Annotated in this window: 18 protein-coding genes; 6 read left to right on the top strand and 12 right to left on the bottom strand. The window is 36.7% G+C overall.

All coding sequences use genetic code 11. The annotated features are described in order from the left end of the window. Positions 1-29 precede the first annotated feature (29 nt). Complete coding sequence (locus tag KVT27_RS19115; RefSeq protein WP_036120597.1) at positions 30-635, top strand: metallophosphoesterase family protein; 606 nt, start codon at positions 30-32, stop codon at positions 633-635. Between the two features lie 45 nt (positions 636-680). Here the strand turns inward: KVT27_RS19115 and KVT27_RS19120 are convergent, their stop codons facing one another. From KVT27_RS19120 to KVT27_RS19145, 6 genes are all read right to left on the bottom strand, one after another. Then, a complete protein-coding gene (locus KVT27_RS19120) occupies positions 681-2,432 on the bottom strand; it encodes a methyl-accepting chemotaxis protein (RefSeq protein WP_036120600.1) in 1,752 nt (583 codons plus the stop codon). A 277-nt stretch (positions 2,433-2,709) separates the two neighbouring features. After that, on the bottom strand, positions 2,710-3,294 hold the full coding sequence (locus KVT27_RS19125) for a DUF305 domain-containing protein (RefSeq protein ID WP_036120603.1): 585 nt from the start codon (positions 3,292-3,294) through the stop codon (positions 2,710-2,712). Positions 3,295-3,397: 103 nt separating this feature from the next. Then, positions 3,398-3,604, bottom strand: coding sequence for a cysteine-rich CWC family protein (locus KVT27_RS19130; RefSeq protein ID WP_081937141.1), 207 nt, complete (start codon positions 3,602-3,604; stop codon positions 3,398-3,400). A gap of 49 nt (positions 3,605-3,653) precedes the next feature. Further along, a complete protein-coding gene (locus tag KVT27_RS19135; RefSeq protein WP_008173593.1) occupies positions 3,654-3,851 on the bottom strand; it encodes a hypothetical protein in 198 nt (65 codons plus the stop codon). Between the two features lie 13 nt (positions 3,852-3,864). Beyond that, complete coding sequence (locus KVT27_RS19140; protein WP_191967641.1) at positions 3,865-4,077, bottom strand: hypothetical protein; 213 nt, start codon at positions 4,075-4,077, stop codon at positions 3,865-3,867. Positions 4,078-4,119: 42 nt separating this feature from the next. Further along, positions 4,120-4,353 (bottom strand): hypothetical protein, encoded by a 234-nt coding sequence (locus KVT27_RS19145; protein ID WP_036120611.1) that lies wholly within the window; start codon positions 4,351-4,353, stop codon positions 4,120-4,122. A gap of 122 nt (positions 4,354-4,475) precedes the next feature. On the opposite strand from KVT27_RS19145, the gene KVT27_RS19150 reads away from it, so the two are divergent. After that, positions 4,476-4,970, top strand: coding sequence for a L,D-transpeptidase family protein (locus KVT27_RS19150; RefSeq protein WP_036149711.1), 495 nt, complete (start codon positions 4,476-4,478; stop codon positions 4,968-4,970). A gap of 39 nt (positions 4,971-5,009) precedes the next feature. Here the strand turns inward: KVT27_RS19150 and KVT27_RS19155 are convergent, their stop codons facing one another. Further along, a complete protein-coding gene (locus tag KVT27_RS19155) occupies positions 5,010-5,774 on the bottom strand; it encodes a DUF2935 domain-containing protein (RefSeq protein WP_036149759.1) in 765 nt (254 codons plus the stop codon). 282 nt (positions 5,775-6,056) lie between these two features. Here KVT27_RS19155 and KVT27_RS19160 point away from each other — a divergent pair, with 282 nt between their 5' ends. After that, positions 6,057-7,661 carry a ribonuclease J gene (locus KVT27_RS19160; protein ID WP_369794270.1) on the top strand — a complete coding sequence of 535 codons (1,605 nt, stop codon included), beginning with the start codon at positions 6,057-6,059 and terminating at the stop codon, positions 7,659-7,661. A 49-nt stretch (positions 7,662-7,710) separates the two neighbouring features. Here the strand turns inward: KVT27_RS19160 and KVT27_RS19165 are convergent, their stop codons facing one another. Next, on the bottom strand, positions 7,711-8,379 hold the full coding sequence (locus KVT27_RS19165) for a restriction endonuclease subunit S (protein ID WP_244294781.1): 669 nt from the start codon (positions 8,377-8,379) through the stop codon (positions 7,711-7,713). Positions 8,380-8,598: 219 nt separating this feature from the next. Between KVT27_RS19165 and KVT27_RS19170 the strand changes: the two genes are divergently transcribed. Next, positions 8,599-8,988 carry a helix-turn-helix domain-containing protein gene (locus KVT27_RS19170; protein ID WP_025115796.1) on the top strand — a complete coding sequence of 130 codons (390 nt, stop codon included), beginning with the start codon at positions 8,599-8,601 and terminating at the stop codon, positions 8,986-8,988. 32 nt (positions 8,989-9,020) lie between these two features. Here KVT27_RS19170 and KVT27_RS19175 read toward each other — a convergent pair whose 3' ends face one another. Then, a complete protein-coding gene (locus KVT27_RS19175) occupies positions 9,021-9,896 on the bottom strand; it encodes a radical SAM/SPASM domain-containing protein (protein WP_008173601.1) in 876 nt (291 codons plus the stop codon). Positions 9,897-10,076: 180 nt separating this feature from the next. Between KVT27_RS19175 and KVT27_RS19180 the strand changes: the two genes are divergently transcribed. Then, positions 10,077-10,487 carry a hypothetical protein gene (locus KVT27_RS19180; protein ID WP_217581770.1) on the top strand — a complete coding sequence of 137 codons (411 nt, stop codon included), beginning with the start codon at positions 10,077-10,079 and terminating at the stop codon, positions 10,485-10,487. A gap of 53 nt (positions 10,488-10,540) precedes the next feature. On the opposite strand, the gene KVT27_RS19185 is transcribed toward KVT27_RS19180, so the two are convergent. The 3 genes from KVT27_RS19185 to KVT27_RS19195 form a co-directional block, all read right to left on the bottom strand. Next, on the bottom strand, positions 10,541-11,944 hold the full coding sequence (locus tag KVT27_RS19185) for a SpoVR family protein (protein ID WP_036120631.1): 1,404 nt from the start codon (positions 11,942-11,944) through the stop codon (positions 10,541-10,543). Positions 11,945-11,989: 45 nt separating this feature from the next. After that, positions 11,990-13,147: a sporulation protein YhbH gene (gene yhbH, locus KVT27_RS19190; RefSeq protein ID WP_025115793.1), complete on the bottom strand. Its 1,158-nt coding sequence runs from the start codon at positions 13,145-13,147 to the stop codon at positions 11,990-11,992. A 173-nt stretch (positions 13,148-13,320) separates the two neighbouring features. Beyond that, on the bottom strand, positions 13,321-15,216 hold the full coding sequence (locus tag KVT27_RS19195) for a PrkA family serine protein kinase (RefSeq protein ID WP_036127370.1): 1,896 nt from the start codon (positions 15,214-15,216) through the stop codon (positions 13,321-13,323). 215 nt (positions 15,217-15,431) lie between these two features. Here KVT27_RS19195 and KVT27_RS19200 point away from each other — a divergent pair, with 215 nt between their 5' ends. Next, positions 15,432-16,427 (top strand): M23 family metallopeptidase, encoded by a 996-nt coding sequence (locus tag KVT27_RS19200; RefSeq protein ID WP_036120633.1) that lies wholly within the window; start codon positions 15,432-15,434, stop codon positions 16,425-16,427. Positions 16,428-16,661 lie beyond the last annotated feature (234 nt).

Genomic DNA, 16,661 nt, shown 5'->3' on the forward strand with positions numbered 1-16,661 from the left:
CGATTATTTATAGGAAAGGCCGGGTTTGCATGCTATATGCACTTTTAGGAGATTTACATTCTAATATAGAAGATACGAAAGCTGTTCTCACTCATATTCAGCAGACAGCAAAGGAAGCAAAAATCATTGGATTAGGTGATTTATATGAATGCACGATTAGTAAGAAGAAAGCCCAAACGATGTCTGGGTTATCTTTACAAAGAGCAGCGATCGTTGAAAGTAAATTTGAGGAACTGTTAACCTTCCCCTCTATACGGGGCAATCAAGAAGAGCGTATTACACAGGTGACGGGCATTGAGCGCTTTAGGGCGTTACCGGAAACAATGGAGATTGATGGCGCCACACTTATGCATGGGCATCAATTTAAATGGAGTGTAAGCTGGCAGCCAACATTCCCACCCTTTCAAAAGCCATTGTTCTTCTTTGGTCATAGTCATGAATCAGGTCTTTATCACCAGCAGAAAAAATTACCGATTCGTATTCGCTACGGACAGCCCATTGTCTTACAAAATAAACAATACGGTGTAAATGTTGGCTCCGTTGTAGATCACCGTGAATGGTGTCTGTATGATAGTGATAAGCGCACCGTAACCTTTATGTGTGTACCTTCTGTTGATGAAGGAACAGTGTCTTAAACATAAAAAGAGCAAGCTAATCTGCTCTTAGCTTGCTTCCCGTTTTTAATGAATATATTGTTTTTTTCCGTCCAATAGAATTTCCTTTAACGCTTTCAGTTTGTCAATGACTACAAAGGATTCTTCCGAAATTTCCTTCAAGTATTTTTCTGCCTCATTTTTACGTCCTGCATTATATTCACGCACTGCTTTTTTAGCAATTTCATGGACATGAATAAACGACTGTTCTAATTCTACATACGCACGTTCATCACCTAAGAGCTTTTTGCCAGTGCCATAATACCATTCACCAAGACGTGATTCTTTTGGCGAGCCTACATCTTGCTCTGTCATCGTTTCAAAGCCTAGCAGTAAATTATAAATTTTCCAGCGCCATAATAAATGGTCGGTAATGGCTAATTCAATGATATCCTCTTGGCTAATAATAAAGTTTTTAGAAATCGTTGAAGAACGATATCCATCGATCATTTTACTTAATTTATATATAGCAGAGCCCATATCAAAAACAATGACTTTACTTTTTTGCATACTTTCTGTAATTGTATGGTTGCGTTCAGAAATAGTTGTAGCGGATTGAGCTTGTACCTTTGTTGTTGTAGCTATTTCCTCAAAGCGAGCCCCTTGCTGCTGTAAATTTTTATTTAACTCTGCAAGTGTTTGAGTGATATGTAGTGTATCTGTAACACCTTGATGTAAGTCTTGTGAAAATTGTGTCGTTAAAGAGCTAATGTTGTTAGTAATATGCAGTAGCTCCTGTATATCTGTATGTATGGATTTGACAGATGTACTTGTATCATCGGCAAGCTTCCGAACCTCTTCTGCGACGACAGCAAAGCCCTTTCCTGCTTCCCCCGCGCGGGCTGCTTCAATCGATGCATTTAAAGCTAATAAGTTCGTTTGATCTGCAATTCTTTGAATCAATTCCATCAGCTTCGCTACACTATTTACACGTTCAACGAGACGTTTAATATCCTCCTGCATGGATTTATGTCCTTCATCTGTTGTTTGTAAGATCGTTGATACTTGGTGTAACGAGTCTAAATCCTGGTTTAATTTTTTTAAAGCAAGCTTTGTTTGCTCTGAAATATCGCCTACAGATGTAGCAATATCTTCAATGCTTTCATCTAGTTCATGCATCGATTGATCTGCTGCAATGATTTCCTGCTGTTGTATTTCTTGAAATTCGATGAGTTCCTTCACCGTATCCAATTGTGTGTTATACGTAATGATTTCACCTAATCCATTCACTACGGAACCAGCTTGTATTTCTATATAGGTTTCTAGAATAATTTGCTGATCGATTGTTACTAGGCTATCATACGACAATAGGACATCCAGCATCTTCTCTTGATCACGTGATAATTCTTTTACTATTAATGGAATAATCAACTGATTAATTAATGTATAGGCAGAAATCATCCAGTTCGGTAATACGCCTATTCGTGCATGTATATATGCTATTTTACGTCGCTTAAATACATAATCTAAATCTAATTCATCGTCAAACAGACTTATAAAGTGTGAATCGAATAACCCTTTTAAACGTTCCACTGTTGAATGTGTATGGATTACTTGATTAAATTCTGGTATTTCCAGCAAACGATCATAAAAATTATCGAGTATATGCTGTCGATTGTCTTCATAAATTTTGCGTAAGAACCCAACAGATTCTCTCCTAATTCTTGATAGCGCTAAAAAGTCCAATTTTTCTTTAAAGCGCTCATTCGCCTCAATGTCAGAATTTTTGGCGGCTGAGAAATAATCATAATTTTGATTAATCTTCTTCCTTTTGAACACAATAACCACTCCCGTTTGTCTAAAGTACATGCATGTAAAAACTACTAGTTGAAAACGAATAATCGAATTTCCTTCATTACCTTCATCTAATAAAACATATATATTTTACCAACAACAGAAAGACAAAAATAGATTCTCAAAAAATTCTTTACACTATCTTATTTACTTGTCCACTTTATTGACATTTTTCTTTGATAAACACTATTTTCACGCAGAAAAAGCGCTAAAACCATGATTGATCTTAGCGCCTTCTTCCTACAAAAACAGTTAGTTACTACTAGCACTCGCAATCGCAATTTTGTAAACTATCCAGTAACTTTTCCATAGCCTCTAGTTGCTCACAAAGCGTTTGAATCATGCATTTTAGAATTGGGATTAATTCTTGGCAAATACAAAATCTCAGCACATTTTGCGCTAATCGTATTCCTCCCTGATGATGGACAATCATTTCCCTTAAGTAGTTGATGTTAATGCTATTGGAAACTGGTGGTGCACACATTGCATTAAACATAGCTTCCGTAATTTCTTTATAAGCACACATATACTCGTATAATTCATACTCTGAATTTTGTACAACACAGCATCTATTTTGTAGTGATTCAAGACTTTCAAGCATTTCTGTATGTGTTCGGATGATTTCTAATGCAAGATTTTGTACAGGAATATTTGTCGTGAAGCGTAAAACATTTTCTGACATTTGAATTGCTGCTATTTGATATGGGATGATTTGCTTTATAAAATTTTCTGAAATACTACAAGTAATGGTTACATAGGTCATGCCCTGCATCATCTTTTTGAGGATGCGTTGATATTCCTCTAAATATATCTGTGTGACATTACTAAGTTCAATAGGTCTAGCCATTAGACACACTCCTTTCAGAGTAATGTATGCCCGCTAGGTTGTTGTGCGATGGACAATTGTACCAATTGCGTAATTTTTACAGGAACGTCATGATAGGTATAAGTTATACGGACTCTTCTTTATATGTATCTAAGCACGCTTGACAAATACATGTATTCGTCATGGTCATATTTAACAATTGCTCTGGAAAGTTCTGTGTCATACACCAACATTCTTTTTCCCCTTTGACGACTCCACAATGATTTTCTTTGCCACATCTTGGGCATCTCTTTTCCGACATAGTCTGGACCTCTCTTTCTTTTCTCATCATTGTAAAGGAAAAAAGGAAGAGCACTCAAGACCCTACTCCTCCCCAGTCACTATTGATGCTTGTGAATTTCTTGTTTTACTTCATCTATATTGGTGTCACTATATATAGCCGTCCCATGTCCACCTTGTTTAGCCAATAATGCTTTTACCTCATTGTAGGATAAACCTGCCTCGGCATTTTTCTGCTTCACTTCATGAATATCTGTGCCCGAAACTGTGAATGGAGCTTCTCCACTTTCTCTATTCATTGTTTGCTACCTCCTATAATTCATCCGGCTGTAATTCAATCAATTCATCGCCTTCTCTTCCCACTCTCTTATTGAGTTCCTTAATAGGGATGGCATCAACAGTTTGCATATCCTCATGCAAATCGAAAAGACTAATTGTATCTGAATCAACCATGTCAGGTTTGTCTTTACTACTTAAATTCATAAATATTTTCTTTTCATGTGGTATTTGTTCTTTGTCCATCATGCCACACTCCTTTCTTCTTTAATGTGTGTAATGATGAACAGATTATGTGTCTTTCCTTTTAGCACTTTTATCGATGCGATGGTATTCAGAAATTTGAATGACACGCACATGCCTAGTATGCAATTCATGATAAATGCCCCTGCTATCTGTAAAGGAGATATATTGATCTCGTTCACCCTTTACCAATTTCTCTGCTTCTTGCTGCGACTCGATAAAGATAAACCTTCTGACATAATGTATTTCATCAAAAAAATACGTAATTTTAAATTCTCTCATGATATATGCTCCTTAACAATACGGTGTTACTGCTTATTCTATCCAAAGTCCTGAACAATCCATAACATCATTCATAAGTAGCATATAGTGTAATCATAACCTGTATAAAGGAGAGATGGACGTTGATTCATACCGTTAAACCCGGCGAAACGTTAACTCAAATTTCCCGCGATTATCGTACATCATTGTCTTCCATTATTGAGGCAAATCCAGGCATTCAACCAGACACTCTTTACGTCGGTCAACAAATTATAATACCTGGCTTTCCTGATCCTGAGACAATCCCATACCGTATAGAAATTTCTACAGAAAATCGTTGGCTACGTCTCTACAGAAATAATACTCTTCAGAAGCAATATCCAATAGCAGTTGGACGTATGCTACACGAAACACCTGTTGGTAGTTTTATTATTATTAACAAAGATCCAAATCCTGGCGGCCCCTTTGGAACTATGTGGATGAGCTTATCAAAGGAACACTACGGGATTCATGGCACGAATGACCCTAGCTCCATTGGGCATGCTGTTTCTCATGGTTGTATCCGAATGCAAAATCAAGATGTTGAAGAATTAGCTAGTATTGTTCCTATTGGGACTGAAGTAGTGATTCATCCATAATAATAAGGCTATCCATTGTGATAGCCTCCTCGCCTTCTTCTATTCTTCTCCTCTTGACTGTGCAAGCTTCATTAAATAGTATTGCTCTTCACGCCACATATGATCCGCCATAGGTGCAGTAAATGTACCTAAAACCTCTGCACTCAATTCCATCTCTTCTAACTCTTTTAAAAATGTTTTGAATAATGTCATTTCCAACTCAACATCCTTATTAAACCGGCTTAAAGCAGGAAAGGAATGCATATTCGTTCGTAAATAACCTGTTAATTCTACTGCCTTTAAATAAAATTGTTCAAAGTGTTTGGCAAACTCATTACTCTTTTGCTTCAATCTTTTTTCGACACCATCTAAATCATCCTGAATAATACCTGCATGTCCTGAAGCATCTAATAGCCAAATTAAATGATGATGAAGCTCATGAAATATTGGTGGTACTTCGCCTTTTTTTAAATAATTGAGCACATTTTGATATTCTTCAAGTTCATTAACCATATGATTGACAAATGTTGGTGTTAAATGAATCCCAATATCTCCTGACAATTGATGTCTCAGTAGATGAAGTTTAAATTGTTTAAACTGCTCGACATTGTCATCAACAGTTATGGAGAAAGAGACTGCATTGGTACCATCGATGGATGACACATAGGTAAGCAACCGAGAGAATTGTTGGATAAAACTATTTGCCCTTTGAATGTCATCCTGTTCAGATGGATATAATGCGTCATGAATAAATTGCGCATGATTTTGCATGATTTCTAGCCAAAACCTATGCTCAAAAATTGCATGTTGCACAAAATTAGACAGGGTTAAACCTCCTTTGTTTTTCTTCACTATGAAAGAAGCTTGACGCGATCGTGCCAAGTTTTTGTCCCCTCTATTCTATTCCTTGTGAAATACAAATAGTATTCAATATTCTACAGTTGTTCATGATCGTTTTCGTATAGGATGAAACACTAAAAGCTATACTACCAATGGCTAAAGTAATTATTAGATGAAGTTACAACTTTAGGAGGGAGTATTTTGTCCACAAAGAAACAGTTATTATCCATTTTTGCCTTAGGTGGCATTAATGAAATTGGCAAGAATATGTATGTAGTTCAATATGCAGATGATATGATTCTTATTGATTGCGGAGCAAAATTTCCAGATGAAACCTTGCTCGGTATTGATTTGATCATCCCTGATATCACCTATTTGCTTGAAAATAAAGAAAAAGTTAAAGCTTTAATTGTGACGCATGGACATGAAGATCACATTGGGGGCATTCCATATCTCTTAAAAAAATTAAACGTTCCTGTTTATGCTACCCGCTTCACTTTAGGGCTGATCGAATTAAAATTAAAAGAACATAAGCTGCTCAGAGAAACTGACTTAATTGAAATTCACGCTGACTCAGCACTCCATTTGGGAGAAATTGATGTAAGTTTCTTTAGAACTAACCATAGCATACCCGATTGCTTAGGAATCGTCCTTGCCACTCCTGAAGGAAATGTAGTGCATACTGGAGATTTCAAATTCGACTTAACACCTGTGAATAACCAATTCGCAGACATTCATAAAATGGCGGAAATCGGATCAAAAGGAGTGCTCGTTCTAATATCAGAAAGTACAAATGCCGAACGGCCAGGTTTAACGCCCTCTGAGCAACTTGTTGGTCATCATATTGAGGAGGCCTTTTTCCATGCTGAGCGCAAAATTATCATCTCAACCTTTGCCTCAAATGTTAATCGTATTCAACAAATTGTGCATGCAACCATTGCCGCTAATCGAAAGCTAGCTTTATTAGGTCGTAGCATGGTAAATGTTGTAGATGTCGCTATTGAACGAGGGTATTTATTTGTTCCGGATGATCTGTTAATAGATGCACGTGAAGTTAAATATCTTCCCCCAGAGGAGGTAGTCGTTCTATGTACAGGCAGTCAAGGTGAGCCGTTAGCAGCACTTGCTCGTTTAGCAAATGGTAACCATCGGGAAGTAAAGGTTTTACCTGATGATATGGTTATTCTCGCAGCGTCTCCTATTCCAGGCAATGAAAAAGGAGTTTCTCGCATTGTTGATCATTTATTTCAGCTTGGCGCAAAAGTCATATATGGTTCCTCCACTCATACGGGAATGCATGTTTCAGGACATGGCTATCAAGAAGATTTAAAACTTATGCTGACGTTTATGAAACCGCAATTTTTTATTCCTATTCATGGCGAATTCCGTATGTTGCATCAGCACCGTTTATTAGCTGAATCTGTTGGTGTTCAAAAAGGCCATACGTTTATTATGAAAAACGGAGATGTCGTGGATATTGAAAATGAGACAGCGAGACAAACACGCAAAGTTCCATCTGGGGATACGTATGTGGATGGAATCGGCATAGGAGAAGTAGAAGGTATTGTCCTGCGTGATCGCAAGCAGCTTTCTGAGGATGGAATGTTGGTTATAGTCTTAACCCTTAGCAAAGCAGACGGTGCTATTATTTCAGAGCCTGATACTATTTCCCGTGGCTTTGTGTTTGCAAAGGATTTCGAGGAGCTATTAAATAAAGTAAATGTGCTGACCAAAGAAATAATCATCGAGTTACAGCAAGAAAGTAGACAAATACATGTCTTAAGACGAGAAATAAAAAAAGCTGTAGGTCAGTATTTATTTACACAAACAAAACGGAAACCTATGATTTTACCCATCATTATTGAAATATAATTAGTCGGTGCAAGGATTAACAAATCCACTATGCACCGACTGCTTTATATTAATGGCTATATAACTTCTGACACGCATGATATTCTGGAAAATCATGCAAATAATCACCATTAAAAATATGATTTAGCATAGCTATATAAAGATAATGCAACTGCTCAAATCCTTGATATAAGCTGTTAGAATGATGCTTCGCTTGTCTAGAAGTATCATCAAAATGCTTTGGTAGATTCTTAACTGCAGTAACTAAATATTCCTTATTCGCTAATAATTGTTGAGCAGCATTTAATACTTGAACTACTTGATGCTGAATGACTATAGAAGGTAACTCAATCATTAAACGATAATCATCACATTTTTTATTATTGTGTTGATGCCATTTAATAAAATGAAATAAATAGTCACTGCTTAGTATCGATTCATTCGGTATGATTGCAATGATTTCATGGCTAATACATACATCTGTTTTACATTGATATATACTCGTGTCCTTTAAATTCGTTTTATTTAGAAGGATACTTTGAGTCGGTACCAATGAAAAAGAATATTGTTCTTTCAATGTACTATCAACCTTTGGCAAACAACTAGTATCATCTTCAAGGGATAATTTATTTAGCGCTTCTTCGGTTATATAAGGAATACCTTCCCTAGTAAAGCATTTTTCACTCATGAACATTTTACCCATTTTAATTTTTGCTACCTCTTCTAACAAATACTTCACCTTGCTTTCATCCTCCAATCTTATGTTCTACTTTGTAAACTACTCTATAAACATTCACTTTCGATCTACTTCTAAAAGCTTCGATTAGGCCATTTGACTAAGGAAAGTGGCTACTCTAAAATTGTACCATTATAATGTAACTTTTTCTCTATTATACCACTATAATAGTATAGTCATTTCCACTATTTTTCACTAGCTTTTAACATAGAGGTGAATCATATGTCAGATTTTTTAAAGCTAGTAGGTGAACAACTCCGTATTATTAGATTATCGAAGGGGCTAAGCCAGGAAGAAGTGGCCGAAAGAACAGGGAAATTGGGTTTCAGTAAAGGGAGAGTTTCCAATATTGAACACGGACAATCTAATATAACCTTAAGTACATTAGAAATACTTATGAAGGCACTAGATATCCCTCCTGAGGAGCTTTTTAATTTTCAAAAATTATCTGGCGTTACTGATATTGAGGAAAAGAACCTCATGCTAGACATTCATCGATCATTATTAAGAGAACGCAATTTAGACGAGGTTAAATATGTAGTTCGTATTACAAAGGATTTTTTAGATACGATTGATTCACAGTCAAAGAAAAACAGCCCCAATGGTCAATGACATTGGAGCTGTTTTTTCACCTATATAAATAATTACATACCAAACTTTTGACGATAGCCACATTTTCTACAAAGCTCTTCAACAGCCTCTCTTCTTGAAAAGCCATCGATTATATTATTGGCACGTTCCCCATCCACTATTTCTGAGAACGATTTTTCATGAACATTACCTAAATTAATGACCCCTTCACCATCTAAGCAGCAAGGTACAACGGTACCATCTACAAGAATCGCAGCCTGACTACGAAGAGCGTGACAAAAGCCTTTGCCTTCATCTTCTGGCTCCAGTAAGCTTGGCCATCTAAATTCATGATCCTGATTCAAATAAATATTCGAGCCGATTTTCACACCCTTACCAGGCTCTACTTTTTCCTCAATGCGATAATCAAGATTATACTCATTTTCTAGTATTTCTAATGTTTCGCGGTTGCGACGTGCTGCAACATCCGAAACGTGATCTTGTTGTAAATTCCATAAGCGGTAGGAAATAATCGTTTTGTATTCTCTAGACTCCCGTACAAAATCTAAAATATCGCCTAAATATTTTTCCCTGTTTTCCGAACCTTCATGTCCATCAAAGCTATGTAGAGAAAAGTTTATTTGACGTAATGCTGGTTTCCCTAATATTTTTTCACGGTTTTTCTTAATTAACGTACCATTCGTTGTAATATTTACCTTAAACCCTTTCGCATGAGCCGCATCCAACAGCTGATCAATCCGTGGATGTAAAAGAGGCTCTCCCTTTACATGCAAATAAATATATTTTGTATGTGGTCGGATTTCGTCCAATATTTTATTAAATTGCTCTACCTTTATGAGTCCCTTTGCACGTTCAGTAGGTGGACAAAAACTACATGCTAAATTACAAACACTCGTTATTTCTATATAAACCTTTTTAAATGTTTTCAACTTTCCTTCACCGTTCCAGTTCCCTAGATATTCAAATCCCATTCATTTTAACAAATTTATAGGATAGATAGCAAAAAACGAGTGCTTCTCTTTAGTGAATATGGCTACACGTACAAATGGACTTTAAAAACTGTAATATCTTATTAGTATGAGTATGAATAGTCGAAAGGAGGACAAACGATGCAAAGTTTCAATTCTAGAAAATTTAATGAACCTGAGGAACCTGAAAACGATTCTACTGAAAAACATGCTAGAAACCATATTACATTCAATTTTACATTCAATATAGGAAATACAGACTTCCATTTTGAGCAACGCGCTGAAGGCGGAGGACAAATCAATGAGGATGTGGGGACAAATGCCAATCAAGGTGGGCAAAATGCTAGTCATGGCAGTCACACACGTAATGTAAATTCTCAGTTTGCAGATGGTAATCGCCGTAGTGGTATAGCCGGGAGTGATAACAACGAGGCTGGTGAACAGCAAGGTATAAAGGTAGGAGACAGCGTAGTCACTGATAGCGATATTCACTCCTCCTCTAATCATAGTGAAAGCCATGAAGAGGACAATGATTTATTAACGGAAGAATAGAAATAAAAACTTCTATCTGTTCATTGTCACACTCAACAGATAGAAGTTTTTTGTTAAACATTTCGTTTATAGTTTTTAGTACCATCATAGGAATACAACATCGGTTTACTATCCACATATGTCTCTAAATGCACGGGACGACCCCACAGCTGATATATATACGGTAGTACATTTTCTAAATAGTGAGGATCTAGCTCCATGCCTTCATAGCCATGCATTAAATAGAGCTCCCCATTCCGTAAATAATCACCATTTTTCACTAAAATATATGGGAATCCACCGTTGACCCGCATTGAAACAAGCTGGTCTCGAACCATCTCATGATCTTTGTCGGTAATCCGATATTCATTCCCTTTCTTTTGAAATAAATATAAATCCTCACGCTTCGCTAAGTCTTTTGATAAATAATTACGAATAAAGGAAATATCTGACTCAATCTCTCTTACTTCAAATATTTTTTCCCGTCCTGTGTTCGGCTGTACACCTAACCGCTTCATCTCATCAGTCGGGTTGTTATAGCGATTTTCTATATCCTCAAAAATTTTAATGCCAAGGTAATATGGATTAATGGATGTTTTAGAGGGCTGCACAACTCCTGCATTTAACTTGGCATATTCGATGGTTTCTGGGGTTGTTAGGTTCAACTCCCGCATAATTCGTTGATGCCAAAAAGATGCCCAACCCTCATTCATTATTTTCGTTTCTAATTGTGGCCAAAAATAGAGCATCTCTTCACGCATCATTGTTAATATATCTCGTTGCCAATCTTCCAGCTCGCGGCTATGTTCCTCTAGAAATAATAAAAGATCCTTTTCTGGTTTTGGTGGAAACTGCTTTAATCTTCGTCTAATTGGTTTATACACTTTATCTTTTTCTTCTAAGCTCCATAAATCATCATATGGCGATTTTATTGGTGCCTTTTCTTCCTCTTGCTCATCTTCCTCACTCCAAGATAGCTTCGGTCTCAAAATAGATGGATCAATATGTTCCTGAATCGCTAAAACGGCATCTAAAAACTGCTCAACCTCATCCTTACCATATTCTCTTTCATAACCGGCAATTCGTTCAGCCGTAGCTGTCATGCTCTCTACCATATCTCTTCTTGTGTTGGAAAAACGTACATTATTTTTAAAGAAGTCACAGTGTGCTAAAACATGGGCGATAATCAATTTATTTTGTGTTAACGTATTCGTATCAAGTAAAAATGCATAGCATGGGTTAGAATTTATTACGAGCTCATAAATTTGACTAAGCCCTAAATCATATTGAAGCTTCATTTTATGAAATTGCTTACCAAAGCTCCAATGGGAAAAACGAGTAGGCATTCCATAGGCGCCGAATGTATAAATAATATCTGCTGGACAAATTTCATAGCGCATTGGATAAAAATCTAAGCCAAAGCCTGAGGCAATTTCGGTAATTTCATCTATTGCTCGCTGAAGCTCTTTTGTGTCCATTTTACGCCCCCTCCCTTGAACGTTGATACTAATATAACTTCCATATTACTCCTCATTTTTCTTGAAAAAGCTCTTTAAAGCATCATAGACATCGCCTTTTTTTCTCAAAATATGATGTCTAAATTTCGGATCATCAATTTTTTTATAGGTATACATAAGTGTTGAAAAACGATTATGCTGATTGACTTCTCCATACCCAAACATACTGGATACATCCATCAATTCAGCAACTAGTTTCAAGCACTTTTCATTATCCATTGAAATATTTTCACCATCTGAAAAATGGACAGGATAAATATTGTAGCGTGATGGAGAATATTTTTCCTTAATTAATTCCAGTGCTTTTTTGTAAGCCGAAGAACAAATAGTCCCTCCACTTTCTCCCTTTGTGAAAAATTCCTCTTCTGTAACTACCTTTGCTTCTGTATGATGGGCAATGAACTCAATTTCAACCGTTTCATATTTGGAACGCAAAAACTTTGTCATCCAAAAGAAGAAACTGCGAGCACAATACTTTTCAAATGCTCCCATTGAGCCACTCGTATCCATCATGGCAAGGACTACCGCTTTCGATTCTGGCTTTACCACTTCATCCCATGTTTTAAAACGTAAATCATCATTATGAATAGGTGTAATTTCAGCTTTTCCGTGCATCGCATTGCGTTTTAATGCATTTAAAATGGTGCGTTTTTTATCCACATTACCCATTAACCCTTTTTTGCGAATATCGTTGAACTCTATTTTTTCAGTGACGATTTCTGCCTTTTCCTTCTGCTGCAAATTAGGTAGCTCCAGCTCGTGGAATAAGACATTTTGAATTTCCTCAATACTGACCTCTGCTTCATAATAATCTTGGCCAGGCTTGTCACCTGCCTCTTTTCCTTTACCTTGACCTTGATTGGCTTTACTGCCATCTCGTGCTACTACATCACCAACATTGCTATCTCCTTGTCCTTGCCCTACATGCTTAGAGTTATCATAGTTATATCGAATTTTAAATTCATCAAGTGAACGTATAGGTATTTTAATAACCTCGCGACCATTAGACATCACAATGCTTTCTTCACTGACTAAATCAGGTAAATTGTTTTTAATCGCATCTTTCACTTTTTCCATATGTCGTTGTTGGTCCTGGTGTCCTTTACGATGGAGGGACCAATTTTCCTGAGAGATAACAAAGCGTTTATTTTCGTGTTCAGTCATTTTTATCCTCACCCATCTATCAAATTCGCTTTTTCTATACTATGCTTGAGAAGTACTTTCTTGAACGTTTTTTATAAATTCAATAGTTCATTCCTTAAAAACCCCTCATTTTGATAGTAAAAGGAGTGCCCTAATTGGGACACTCCTATCTGACTTGGAACAATAAAAGTTGTTTATCGATTCAACAGGCTTCCTACATATTGCAGCAACTCGTTAGCAGAAGTTGTATTATAACCATGCTCATCAACAAGTCTTGCGACTACCTCATTAATCTTCTTGAGTTGCGATTCATCCGGCATTTTAGATGAAGTTGTAATTTTCACTACATCTTTTAAATCGGCAAATAATTTCTTTTGAATGGCTTCTCGTAATCTTTCGTGAGAATTATAGTCAAAACGTTTGCCTTTTCGTGCATAGGCAGAAATACGAATAAGAATCTCCTCACGAAATGCCTTTTTAGCATTTTCCGAAATGCCAATTTGCTCTTCAATTGAACGCATTAATTTTTCGTCTGGGTTCATTTCTTCCCCAGTAAGCGGATCAAATAATTTATTTTTATTACAAAATGCCTCTACATTATCAAGGTAATTATTCATTAATGTTTTTGCTGATTCTTCATAGGAGTACACAAAAGCCTTCTGTACTTCATTTTTCGCAATATCATCGTACTCTCTGCGGGCAACTGCAATATAGTTCATGTATTTCTCACGATCCTCTTGAGAAATGGAAGCATGCTGATCCAATCCATCCTTCAAAGCTCGTAAAACATCTAATGCATTAATAGATGGCACGTCTTTGCGGATAATAGCCGATGAAATACGATTAATAATATAGCGCGGATCAATACCGTTCATGCCTTCATTAGGAAACTCTTTTTTCAGTTCCTCTAAGTCAACGGAATTAAATCCCTCCACATTTTCTCCGTCGTACAAGCGCATTTTCTTAATTAGATCCACACCTTGTTTTTTCGGCACTTCCAATCTTGTAAGAACCGAAAAGATTGCTGCGGCCTTTAAAGCATGCGGCGCAATATGAACATGGGACATATCACTCTCTTTAATCATCTTTTCATAAATATGCTCTTCTTGACTCATCTTTAGGTTATACGGAATAGGCATAACAATAATACGGGAATGTAATGCCTCATTCTTTTTATTAGAAATAAAGGATCGATATTCGGTTTCGTTTGTATGAGCTACAATTAACTCATCCGCACTAATTAATGCAAATCTTCCTGCTTTGAAATTGCCCTCTTGTGTTAAAGATAATAAATTCCACAAGAATTTTTCATCCAGCTTCAGCATCTCTTGGAACTCCATCATTCCTCGATTGGCTTTATTGAGCTCCCCATCAAAGCGATATGCACGGGGATCTGATTCAGAACCAAATTCACCGATTGTGGAGAAATCAATACTTCCTGTTAAATCGGCAATATCCTGCGATTTCGGATCAGAAGGTGTAAATGTTCCTATCCCTACTCGTTTATCTTCTGAAAAAGAAATTCGTTCGATCATCACATTTTCAATACGTCCATCGTATTCCTTTTCAAGACGCATTGTATTTAAAGGCGATAAACTTCCTTCAATTCTTATGCCATACTCCTCAAAGAATTCATTACGCAAATGATGTGGAATTAAGTGCAATGGGTCCTCATGCATTGGACATCCCTTAATTGCGTAGACCGCACCCTCGTCTGTTCGAGAATATTGCTCTAACCCTCTTTTCAATAAAGTAACAATTGTTGATTTACCACCACTAACTGGTCCCATTAATAATAAAATACGCTTTCTAACATCTAACCTGCGTGCTGCTGGATGGAAATATTCCTCCACCAGTCTTTCAATTGCTGTTTCAAGCCCAAAAATTTCATGTCCGAAAAATTTGTACATTTTTTGCCCATCGCGTTCCTCTACACCAGCACTTTTTATCATATTGTAGACGCGTGAATGGGCTGTTTGTGCAACTTCAGGTCTTTCCCTAATGATGTTTAAATAATCTGCAAATGTGCCTTCCCACTTCAGCCTATTTTCTTCTTCGCGATAGCTTTTCACCTTATCTAAAATGTTAATAGCCTTCCCTCCATTCAGGGCTTGATTTATAACATAGTATGAAGCAAATGACATGATGATACCGATTACTTTTTCTTTAGAGAAGTTTCTTCTTATTATGGATTTTTTTATTGCCAAAAAAACCGGGAAAACATTGTCTAAATCGTCAGGAAAAAGCTTTCTGGAATGAAGATAAAAATTTCGGTTATTCTAAACTTTAGAAAGGAGGTCCATCATTGCGTCGTCATTTTACATTTCTTTTAACTTTCATCCTTTTAGGAATTACACTCTACCCTCCTGCCTCGTTTGCAAAGGAGGCAGAGACGGAAGAAGAAATTATGCAGCAGCGTATGTCTTATTATGTACAATTTGATGAATTGCTCATTCCTTGGCATTTTTTAGCTGCTATTGATCAATATGAGAGAAATTTACAATCCGTTCGAAAAGATATTCCAAAGCGAGATGGCTATTTGTCCATTCAATTTTCTGATGAGTATTGGTCTGGCGCATTAAATCCTGTAAAGGAAGACAGCAAACCCGAAACCATTAGCTATTTTGGAGGAATGGGCCTAGACGGTAATAATGATGGCATTGCTAGCCCTAAGGACGATGAGGATGTCATCTTCTCAATGGCCAGTTACTTAGCTAAATATGGAACAACTGATGAGGATTTTAAATTAGCCTTATGGGAGTACTACGGCAGTGAAGAAGCAGTCAATCAAATTTTTACCATTTCTACTTTATACAGACATTATAAAACCATCGAGCTTGATGCTCATACCTTCCCACTTAATATCCGCTCTACTTACAGCTATCGAGGAACATGGGGCGCCAATAGAGGTTGGGGTGGACGTCGTATACATGAGGGAACCGATATTTTTGCCAATTATGGAACACCTGTATTATCTACCTCCTATGGGGTGGTCGAAGTAAAAGGTTGGAACCAATTTGGCGGCTGGCGTATCGGCATTCGTGATAATCATAACTCTTATCACTATTATGCCCACCTTGGAAGTTATCATAAGGATATTGAAGTAGGCACAATTGTGGAACCTGGCACTGTGCTCGGCTATGTCGGAAGCTCTGGTTACGGCAAAGAAGGTACATCTGGAAAATTCCCACCTCATCTTCATTATGGCATCTATAAATTTAATGGAAGAACTGAATGGGCATTTGATCCTTATCCTTCTTTACTACAGTGGGAGCGACAGGCAAAAAGTAAAAAACAATAAATATATGATTCAAGGCACTTGAGGCATTTTGCATCAGGTGTTTTTTCTTTGCCATTAGGAAATTTCGCATAATTATTGTAATCAACCATCCGTCAGCTATACATATTTTACTATTCATAAAAGAAAAATAATTATACTGTTGAACTAAAAAACTATTTTTAATTATTTTTACCAAATGGCTTATTAATCTATCTAAATAGTTATAAAATAAAAGTTGTTATTCAAAATACTCTA

The sequence above is a fragment of the Lysinibacillus sp. GbtcB16 genome (assembly GCF_019091145.1).
Taxonomy (GTDB): Bacteria; Bacillota; Bacilli; order Bacillales_A; family Planococcaceae; genus Lysinibacillus; species Lysinibacillus fusiformis.

Excerpts from the sequence above, each read along its gene's own strand:
- KVT27_RS19115 (WP_036120597.1), top strand. The coding sequence starts at position 30 with ATGCTATATGCACTTTTAGGAGATTTACATTCTAATATAGAAGATACG.
- KVT27_RS19125 (WP_036120603.1), bottom strand. The coding sequence starts at position 3,294 with ATGGCTAGACCTATTGAACTTAGTAATGTCACACAGATATATTTAGAG.
- KVT27_RS19130 (WP_081937141.1), bottom strand. The coding sequence starts at position 3,604 with ATGATGAGAAAAGAAAGAGAGGTCCAGACTATGTCGGAAAAGAGATGC.
- KVT27_RS19135 (WP_008173593.1), bottom strand. The coding sequence starts at position 3,851 with ATGAATAGAGAAAGTGGAGAAGCTCCATTCACAGTTTCGGGCACAGAT.
- KVT27_RS19140 (WP_191967641.1), bottom strand. The coding sequence starts at position 4,077 with ATGATGGACAAAGAACAAATACCACATGAAAAGAAAATATTTATGAAT.
- KVT27_RS19145 (WP_036120611.1), bottom strand. The coding sequence starts at position 4,353 with ATGAGAGAATTTAAAATTACGTATTTTTTTGATGAAATACATTATGTC.
- KVT27_RS19160 (WP_369794270.1), top strand. The coding sequence starts at position 6,057 with ATGTATGTAGTTCAATATGCAGATGATATGATTCTTATTGATTGCGGA.
- KVT27_RS19170 (WP_025115796.1), top strand. The coding sequence starts at position 8,599 with ATGTCAGATTTTTTAAAGCTAGTAGGTGAACAACTCCGTATTATTAGA.
- KVT27_RS19180 (WP_217581770.1), top strand. The coding sequence starts at position 10,077 with ATGCAAAGTTTCAATTCTAGAAAATTTAATGAACCTGAGGAACCTGAA.
- KVT27_RS19185 (WP_036120631.1), bottom strand. The coding sequence starts at position 11,944 with ATGGACACAAAAGAGCTTCAGCGAGCAATAGATGAAATTACCGAAATT.
- yhbH (WP_025115793.1), bottom strand. The coding sequence starts at position 13,147 with ATGACTGAACACGAAAATAAACGCTTTGTTATCTCTCAGGAAAATTGG.